Origin of the sequence: Longimicrobium sp., from assembly GCF_048594345.1 — a bacterium.
Classification (GTDB): domain Bacteria; phylum Gemmatimonadota; class Gemmatimonadetes; order Longimicrobiales; family Longimicrobiaceae; genus Longimicrobium.
This window is the reverse complement of the sequence record NZ_JBMDXM010000181.1, coordinates 1-9,160: the sequence shown is the minus strand read 5'-3', so window position 1 is coordinate 9,160 and position 9,160 is coordinate 1. Positions and strand designations below refer to the sequence as shown.

Genomic DNA, 9,160 nt, shown 5'->3' with positions numbered 1-9,160 from the left:
GTTAGGGACTGCCGGGGCGGGGGGCCCGCGGCGGGGGGGGGGGGGCGCCCCGCGTTGGGGGGGCCCGCGCCCGCGTCCCGGACCCGCGACTCGCCCACCACTCACACGGACTGGCCGTGATGAATGGTTCCGCCTCCAGCTCCGCCGCGCACCGGACCGGCCCTGACGGTCCCTCTCTCGCCGCGGCCCACGCGCCCCGCGATTTCAGGCCGGACATCGAAGGCCTGCGCGGCGTCGCCATCCTGCTCGTGGTGGCCTACCACGCCGGCGTCCCCGGACTGCAGGGCGGCTACGTGGGCGTGGACGTGTTCTTTGTCCTGTCCGGATACCTGATCACGGGCCTGCTGGTGGCCGAGGTGGAGCGGACGGGGCGGGTGGACCTTGCCGCCTTCTATTCCCGCCGCGTGCGCCGGCTGCTCCCCGCGGCGGCGCTGATGCTGGCCGTGACGCTGGCGCTGGGCGCCGTTCTGCTGGCGCCGCTGGAGGCGCGTCCGCTGGCGGTGACCGGCGTGGCGACGGCGCTGTACGCCAGCAACCTGTGGTTTGCCGTGCAGGCCACGGACTACCTGAGCGACGGGGGCGCCGGGAACCCGCTGCTGCACACCTGGTCGCTGGCGGTGGAAGAGCAGTTCTACCTGCTCTGGCCCCTGCTCGTGGTCTGGGCCATGCGGCGCGGGGGAAGGACGGGGGGGCGGCGGCCGCTGGTGGCGGTGGTGGCCGGGGTGTCGGCGGTGTCGCTGGCCGGCTCGGTGTGGCTGACGGGGGTGGTGCAGCCGTGGGCGTTCTTCGCCTCGCCCACCCGGGCGTGGGAGTTCGGGTTCGGCGCGCTGGCGTGGCTGGCGGGGCGGCACGGGCTCGCGCCGCGCCCGCGCGGGTCGGCCGCGGCGGCGTGGCTGGGGATGGGCGCGCTAGTGTGCGCGGCGGCGCTGCTGGGGCCGCGCACGCTGTTCCCCGGCTGGGCGGCGCTGCTGCCGGTGCTGGCGACGGTGGCGCTGCTGAGCAGCTGCGGCGGCGCCCAAGGAGGTGTGGTGGGCCGCGCGCTCCGCGCCCGCCCCCTGCAGTGGTTCGGGCGCCTGTCGTACTCCTGGTACCTGTGGCACTGGCCCGCGCTGGTGTTCGCGGGGGTTCTGTGGGGGGAGATGGGGCTTCCGGGGCGTCTGGGGGTGGTCGTCTTTGCGCTGGGGGTGGCGGCGGCGACCTACGCGTTGTTCGAGAACCCGATCCGCTTTCACCCGGTGCTCGTCCGCCGGCCGGCCGCGTCGTTCGCGCTGGGCGGGTTCACCACGGTGGGCGGGCTGCTGCTGGCGATGGAGTTTCAGGACGCGGTGCGGCGCTCGGCGGCGCAGCCGGAGCAGGCCGTCTTTGCCCGCGCCCGGGACGACCGCATGGCGGTGTTCGAGGCGGGGCGGTGCCGCGGGCCGGGGACGGTGCAGGCCGGGGTGCGCGCCTGCGTGTTCGGCGACACCGCGTCGGCGACCACGCTGGTGCTGTTCGGAGATTCGCACGCGGCGCACTGGCTGCCGGCGCTGCGGCGTGTGGCGCGCGAGCGGCGGCTCAAGCTGGTGGCGATCACCAAGCCCGGGTGCCCGGCGGCGCGCGTGACGGTGTACAGCCGGACGCTGCGGCGCGAGTTCACGGAGTGCGACGCGTGGCGCGATCAGGCGGTGCGCACCATCGCGGAGCTTCGGCCCGCGGCGGTGGTGGTGGCCAGCACGCACACCTACGTGGGCGAAAGCGAGTCCGGCGGTCCCGGCGTGGAGCCCGGCGTGTGGCGCGCCGGGGTGCGGCAGACGGTGGCCACGCTGGCCGCGAGCGGAACCCAGGTGCTGGTGATGCGCGACAATCCGCGGGCGGGCTTCGACGTGCCCCTCTGCCTGTCGCGCGCGGCGTGGCGCAACCGCGACCCGGTCGCCGAGTGCTCGTTTCCGCGAAGCACCCCGCTGCGTCGCCAGGTGGCGGCGCTGGAGCAGGAGGCGGTAGCGGGGGTCCGGCACGCATCGTTTGTCGACCTGACCCCTGCCATCTGCACCGGAAGCACGTGCCCGCCCATGCGCGGCGGCATCGTGGTGTTTCGCGACGCCAGCCACCTTACGCGGGCGTTCAGCGAGTACCTGGCGCCCAGCCTGTACGGGGCCGTGGCCGAAGCGACCCTCCCGGTAAGCGCTCGCCGCTGGCGAAAGCAAGGCCCGCCGGCGCCGCAACGGGCTCCCGCGCCGGGCCGTTCGAAGGAGCAGCCCTCGTAGTCGGCCGGGACGCGGAGACGTGCGGAGGGGACGCGGATGAGCGCATCATCCCGCGTCCCCTCTTTCTTTCCGCGTCCGACGGGTAAAGGCCGATCCAGAAGGCCGGTGTCAGGATCCCGGCCGCTCAAACCGATTTCCATGATTCGCCGCGCCCTCGGAGTTCTACTGCGGGCTCACGCGGAGGCGCGGAGTACGCGGAGGCGCGGACAAATGTGACTTTCTCCGCGTCTCCTCGCCCTCCGCGCGAGATCTGGTCGTAAGAAACAGGGTCACAGCGAATCAGCAGAAACGGGTACGACCCGAAACGTGGAGCGGGTGGAGGCTTCTCCGGATCGCGCATCAGGTGGTGCGATCGACACGCTCCACCGCGCTCCCCAAGATCATCCACCGATCCGCATCCCTCTCTAAAAAAACGCGGATGGCCCCCTGCCGCGCTTCCATCCCTCTGCCGTTCCCGACGCCCTTGCGGCCCGTGCTCCGCCGCGTCACCCGGTGACGGTGGAGTGGCGGGCGTGGGTGTCGTACCATCCGGGGATCGGGCGGCGCAGCACACGCTTCAGTCCTCGGATGATGGAGGGACCGAAGCGCGTGCGGCGCAACGCCGAGTCGTCGCCGAAGAGGCGGTAGGCCCAGAAGACCCCGCGATACTCGCGCAGAACGGCGTCGCGATCCTTCCACTCCCCCGGCAGCTCGCGGCCAAAGAGGCCCGACGAGCCGACCGGAAAGGTGTGCGCCACGTACCGCCCCTCCCGCGCCGGGTTGGGCGGGATGCGCGTGCGCGGCCGGGCCTGCTGCACCGCCTTGAAACGGTCGTATCCCAGCGCCTGCAGCAGGTCGAACTCCTGCTCCAGCGCCTTGACGTCGACCTTCTCCGATTCCAGCGAGACGTAGGCCGGCCTTTCGTGGAACTCCAGCAGCGTGCGCAGGCACGCCCGGTCGGCCCCCTCGATGTCGATCTTCATGTAGTACGGCATGCCGTAGCGGCGGATGCACATGCCGAAATCCACCACCTGCACCTCCACCGCGCGGCTCGGCTCGCCCAGCCGCTCGTTGCGCTGGACGAACTCGCTGGACGTGGTGCCCCACCCCGTCTTGGCGACGTAGAAGGTGATGGTCCGCTGGCCCGACGCGACCACCTCGGGCTCCACGATCGCCCCCTCCACCAGCGCGAAGCGATTCTCGCGGATGGCGTCCGCGAACCGCCGCCGCCCCGCCTCCGCCAGCGTGGCGTCGGCCTCGAACGCGACGACCCGAAAGCCCTTCTTGAGATAGAAGTCGCTGTCGTTGCCCGCTTCCAGGCCCACGTCGTAGATCAGGTCGTCGTGCTTTTGTGCGTGATGTACCGGGGTCATGAAACCACGGGGTCGATGGAGGGCGGATGGGCGGAACGAAGCGGAGACGCGTGGAGCCGGCGGCGAGCGAGATGGGGACGATTCCGATCGCGTTACCGCGGGCGGATCAGCATGCGGCCAGCGATGGAAGGTGGGGCTGAAGGCGGCGGCGGTCAATACGGATCGCCCGCACCTCGATCACGTCAGCGCGGTGCCCAGCGATGGAAGGTGTGGCTGAAGGCGGCGGCGCGAAAGCCCGCGCGCTGGTACAGGTGCACGGCCGCGAGGTTGTCCACCTGGGTGCCGACCTCGACCGACGCGGCGCCCGCCCGCGCGAACCAGCGCAGCGACGCGGCCACCAGCCGGTGCCCCACGCGCTGCCCCTGCGCCCGCGGGTCCACCGCAACCAGCTCGATCACCCCCTGCGGCGCGGATCCAGCCGGGCCCGCGATCAGCCGGCAGGTGATGAAGCCCAGCGGCACGCCCTCCGCCCCGCGAACCACCAGGAACGCGTCCGCGCGCCCGGCCAGCGAGTTCTCCACCCAGCGCACGTAGAGTGCGTCCGCGCGCTCCCGTCCGATGCGCGGATCCGCGTGGAAGTGCCCCGTGCGAAAGGCGCGGGCGATCGTCCGCAGCGCGGGGACGTCCTCCGCCCGGGCGTGCTCGATCTCCCCATCCACCGCCGTGCCGTCCAGCGGGAGGGCAAAGGTGACGAGGGTATCCGCAAGCCAGAAGCCCTCCCCCGCCAGCAGCCGGGGAAGGGTCGCGTCGCGCGCGTCGCAGCGCAGAAAGAGCAGGTCGATCCCCGCCGCGTCCGCCCGGCGCGCGGCCTGCGCGGCGACGGCGGACAGCGCGGCGTCCGCGTCGCCGGTGCCCCACCAGGCGGGAGAGATGCAGCGGCCCGCGGGGACGCCCAGCACCTCGCTGTCCCACGCCAGCGGCATCCATCCTCCCAGCGCACCGGTCTCCGCATCCCCCGCCAGCAGCACCTCCCCCGCCGCGCCGGACGCCGTCGCGCGAAAGGCGTCCAGCGCCGCGGCAGCCTGGTCGCCCGCGGAAACGCCGTGCGCGGGGCGCGTCGCCGCCCAACGCTCCACGGCGGGGCGCAGTCCATCGACCTCGCCCGCCGTGACGGGGCGGACCGCAGTGTGGCCGCTCACCGCGTCAGCCCTTGGCGCCGGACGCGCGCTCGCCGTAGATCCCGTCCGGACGCACCACCCGCAGCACCGTCAGCAGCAGGATGCGCAGGTCCAGCGGGAACGAGGAGCCGTTCACGTACTCCACGTCCAGCCGCAGCCGGTCGCCCCAGGGGAGCGAGTTGCGCCCGGACACCTGCGCCAGCCCCGTGATCCCCGGGCGCACCAGCAGCTTGCGCGCCTGCTCCGCGTCGTAGTACTCGCGGTGAAACGGCAGGTCGGGGCGCGGGCCCACCAAACTCATGTCCCCGCGCAGCACGTTGGTCAGCTGCGGAAGCTCATCCAGGCTGTAGCGGCGGAGAAAATGGCCGATGCGGGTGATGCGCGCGTCGTTCTGGCGAATCTTGAGCGAGCCGTCCTCGTTCAGCTCCACCGCCGATTCCTTGCCCACCTGCATGGTGCGGAACTTGGCCATGCGAAACACCCGCCCCCCGCGTCCCAGGCGATCCTGGAAGTAGAGGACGGGCCGGCCGCTGTCCGCCCACACCGCCAGGGCAAGGACCAGAAGGAGGGGCGAAAGAAGAAGAAGGAGCAGGGCCGCGCACAGCACGTCCATCCCGCGCTTGGCGGCGGGCCACACCCCGCCGCGTGGCGCGATGTCCGTGGGCGTCAACGCCGGTGGGCCGCGGCGATGGTGAGCACCGCGTTGGCCACGTCGTCCACGTCGGACGGGGACAGGCCGGGGTGCAGCGGAAGGCTGATGGCGCGCTCGAAGCCGTCGAACGCCACGGGAAAGTCTTCCGGGCGGTAGCCGTACGTTTCGCGGTAGTACGGGTGCAGGTGCACGGGGATAAAGTGCACGCTGGTGCCTATGTTGCGCGCCGCCAGCTCGCGGATGAACTCGTCGCGGCCGATGGTGAGCGTTTCGGGGCGGATGCGCACCACGTACAGGTGCCAGGCGTGCTCCACCTCGGCCCGCTCCGCGGGCAGCTCCAGCGAATCGTGCCCCGCGAACGCGGCGTTGTAGCGGGCGACGACGTCGTAGCGGCGCTCCTGAAAGCCGTCCAGCTTGCGCAGCTGCCACAGCCCCAGCGACGCCATGATGTCGCTCATGTTGTACTTGTAGCCCGGCGTGGTGATCTCGTACCACCAGCTGCCGGCGCGGTCGTAGCGGTTCCAGCCGTCGCGGCTCATGCCGTGCCGGCTCACCATCCGCGCGCGGTCCAGGAATTCCTCCGACGCCGTGAGCGCGCCGCCCTCGCCCGTGACCAGGTTCTTGGTGGCGTAGAAGCTGAACGCCGCGGGGTTTTCACCCGCGCCGATGCGCTGCCCCTTGTACGACGCGGGAACCGCGTGGGCGGCGTCTTCCAGCAGCAGCAGGTCGCGCTGCTTCGCCATGTCGCGCAGCGGGTCCAGGTCCGCCGGGTGCCCCGCAAAGTGCACCGGGATGATGGCGCGCGTGCGCGGCGTGAGCGCCGCCTCGACCGCCGCGGGGTCGATGTTCAGCGTGTCGGCCTCCACGTCCACCAGCACGGGGCGCGCGCCCAGGTGCTCCACCACGTTGGCCGTGGCTGCGAAGGTGTAGGTGGTGGTGATCACCTCGTCCCCGCGGCCCACGCCGGCCGTGGCCAGCGCCGTGTGCAGCGCCGCCGTGCACGAGCTTACCGCCAGCGCGGCCGGGGCACCCAGGTACGCCTGGAAGTCCGTTTCGAACTGGCGGGTCTTGGGACCGGTGGAAAGCCAGCCGGACCGCAGCGTGTCCGTCACCTCCGCGATTTCCTCGTCCCCCAGGCAGGGAGGCGAGAACGGAAGGAAATCGCGGCGCGTGGCCGAGGGCAGGTCGACGGACATAACGGCTTTCGCGCGATCAAAGGGAAGGCGGGGGTGACGCATCGGGACACCGCCCGTTTATCCAAAATACCCGTGTTTTCACCCCCCGCCAAGGGTATGGCGAAGGTTCACTGCCCGTCCGCGGCGAACAGAGCGCCCAGCAGGGCATCCATCCGGCGGGTGTACGCCTCCTGCGTGTACGCTTCGCGCACGAATGCGCGATACGTTTCCGCGTTCACGCGCAGCAGCCCGCGGTCCGTTTCCAGCCGTTCCAGCAGCGCGGCCGCGTCGTCCGCGCCGGCGTCCGCGGGGAGCATGAAGCCCCGCCCCTCGGCCAGCAGGTCGCGGTTGGAGACGATGTCGCAGGCCACGGGGCACAGCCCGAAGAACCCGGCCTCGAGCATCACCCGCGCCAGCCCTTCGGCGTAGCGCGAGGGAAAGTAGAACACGGCGGCCCGGCGAAACTCGTCGTACAACGCGTCGCCGGAAAGCTCGCCCCGGTACTCCATCCACCCCTCGTCGGCGGCCGCTTTCACCCTCTGCAGCAGCGCGTCTTCGCCGGTGGAGGGCGGGCCGACGAGGACGAAGCGGAAGCGGCCGCCGTGCAGCCGCCGCGCCACCTCGATAAAGTCGTCCACCCCCTTGGCCGCCATTACCCGCGTAACCAGCAGCACCCCCAGCGGCTCGGCCTGGTAGTCCCGCTCCCCCGTGTCGGGGACGGAGACGGCGCTGCCGATGTACGACATCTTACCCGCGTGCTCCGGAATGCGCTCCGCCAGCCAGCGCAGGTCGCCGCTGTTCTGGAAGAGGAACGCCTCGCTGGCCCCCAGCGAGGCGCGCGCCAGCCGCAGGTACACGCGGCGCAGCAGCGCGTAGGCTGCGCCCCCCTCCGAAAACGTGCGCCCCAGCCCCGTCACCGTCACCAGCGAGCGGACACCGGCGGCACGGGCGAGGAGCGGCCCCACCAGCACCAGCTTGGTGGAGTAGAAGTGGGCCAGGTGCAGCCGCCGCCGGTTGCGCCGCAGGTACGCGTACAGGCGCAGCAGGGGAAGCAGGTCGCGCGCGCCCATCCCCTCGCGCAGGTCCACCCGCACAAAGCGCTCGTCCGGAACGCCGGGCACGGGCCCGGGAAGGCCGTACGTCACCTCCACCTGCCGCGACTCGCGCCCGTACGCCATCCGGTAGTCGCCGTACGGGAGCGCCTTGTTGGCCACGTACAGGACGCGCAGCCGGCCTGCAACGTTGGAATCCGCGCCGCCAGGCGCCTCGGTTTCCGCGGATCCGCCGTCCATCGCGCCGCGCGGAAGGATCCCATTCCGCGCTCCGCCGGTCCCGCTCCGCTCCGCGCTCAACGTCGCCCATCCAGCACGCGGTCGTACTCGCGGCAGACGCCGGCCACGTAGGCGGCGGTGGAGAACAGCTCCAGTGCCCGGTCGCGCGCGGCGCTTCCCATCCGCCGGCGCAGCGGCTCGGAGGCCAGCAGCGTCTCCAGCGCGTCCGCCAGCGCGGCGGGGTCCGACGGCGGCACCAGCAGCCCCGTCTCGCCGTCCACGATCTGCTCCGGCACGCCGGCGATGCGGGTGCCGATGACGGGAAGCCCCAGCGCCATGGCCTCCAGGTGCGTGCGGGGAAAGCCCTCCGACCCGCGCACCTGCAGCGTGCGCCCGGGCATCTCCAGCTGCTCCTGGCTCACCGACGGCAGCACGGTCACGTCCGCCAGGTGGTAGAAGGGGAACGGGTCCCCCTGCCAGCCGGTGAAGGTAAGGTTGTCCACCCCCAGCTCGCGGCACAGGTCGAAGAGCCACGCCTGGTAGTCGCTGCTTCCCTCCGGAAAGTCGCCCACGGCCAGGAACACGGCCCGGTCGCCCCATCCCCGCCGGTTGAGCTCCGCCACGGCCCGGATCAGGTGATGGTGCCCCTTGAACGGCACGACGGAGGCGAAGCAGCACACCACCAGCCTGCCCCGCGCCCGCAGCCCCGCGGGCCACGCCGGCGGCGCCTGGGTGGTCGAGGGAACGCGGGTGCCGTTGTAGACGGTGACCGCCTTGCGCCGCCCGCCCGCCGAGAGCGTGTCCTGCACACCATCGGATACGGTGATGATGCGGTCGGCGGATGCCTCGAACAGAAAGCGCCCCGCCTTGCGCAGCGGCATCTCGCCACGAAGGTGGGCGATGACCGGCAGGCCCAGCATCCGCGCGGCGGGAACGGTCATCAGCGCCGCGCGCGCCTCGTTCACGTGCACCAGGCCGATCCGCAGCTCGCGCAGCAGGCGGTGGACCTTGCGGGTGATGGGGAGCAGCTCGCCGGCGGCGATGCGCGCGCGCTGCAGGAGGGAGGTGCGGAACAGCGCGCCGCCGTGGCTGCCCAGCGCACCCTCCGGCGCGATGACGGTCACCGGCAGCCCGGCCTCGCGAAAGGCGGCGGCCACGGGACCCTCGCCCATCACCAGCACGTGCGGCTCCACGTGCGGGGGAAGGTGGCGCACCAGCTCCAGCAGGCTGCGCGGCGCGCCGGCCATCCGCTGCGGGTAGCCGATCACGTACAGCACCCGCAGCGTCGCCTTCGCCCCCGGCGCCGCGTCGCGCGCCCGCGGCGCCGGCGCGACGGCGCCGTCCGCCCG

7 protein-coding genes are annotated in these 9,160 nt (G+C 72.4%); 1 reads left to right on the top strand and 6 read right to left on the bottom strand.

Going from position 1 to position 9,160, the window contains the following annotated elements:
- Nucleotides 1-119 precede the first annotated feature (119 nt).
- Nucleotides 120-2,243: an acyltransferase family protein gene (locus ACOJUJ_RS19840; protein WP_420128640.1), complete on the top strand. Its 2,124-nt coding sequence runs from the start codon at nt 120-122 to the stop codon at nt 2,241-2,243.
- 485 nt (nt 2,244-2,728) lie between these two features.
- On the opposite strand, the gene ACOJUJ_RS19835 is transcribed toward ACOJUJ_RS19840, so the two are convergent.
- The 6 genes from ACOJUJ_RS19835 to ACOJUJ_RS19810 form a co-directional block, all read right to left on the bottom strand.
- A complete protein-coding gene (locus ACOJUJ_RS19835; protein ID WP_420128639.1) occupies nt 2,729-3,595 on the bottom strand; it encodes an FkbM family methyltransferase in 867 nt (288 codons plus the stop codon).
- 182 nt (nt 3,596-3,777) lie between these two features.
- On the bottom strand, nt 3,778-4,734 hold the full coding sequence (locus ACOJUJ_RS19830; RefSeq protein WP_420128638.1) for a GNAT family N-acetyltransferase: 957 nt from the start codon (nt 4,732-4,734) through the stop codon (nt 3,778-3,780).
- A gap of 4 nt (nt 4,735-4,738) precedes the next feature.
- A complete protein-coding gene (locus ACOJUJ_RS19825; RefSeq protein WP_420128637.1) occupies nt 4,739-5,383 on the bottom strand; it encodes a sugar transferase in 645 nt (214 codons plus the stop codon).
- A complete protein-coding gene (locus tag ACOJUJ_RS19820; protein WP_420128636.1) occupies nt 5,380-6,561 on the bottom strand; it encodes a DegT/DnrJ/EryC1/StrS family aminotransferase in 1,182 nt (393 codons plus the stop codon). The genes ACOJUJ_RS19825 and ACOJUJ_RS19820 overlap by 4 nt, the downstream gene beginning before the upstream one ends.
- Before the next feature lie 107 nt (nt 6,562-6,668).
- Nucleotides 6,669-7,832, bottom strand: a complete 1,164-nt coding sequence (locus ACOJUJ_RS19815; RefSeq protein WP_420128635.1) for a glycosyltransferase — start codon at nt 7,830-7,832, stop codon at nt 6,669-6,671.
- A 56-nt stretch (nt 7,833-7,888) separates the two neighbouring features.
- Nucleotides 7,889-9,160: glycosyltransferase family 4 protein (locus ACOJUJ_RS19810; RefSeq protein WP_420128634.1), on the bottom strand; the 1,272-nt coding region annotated here is incomplete at its 5' end.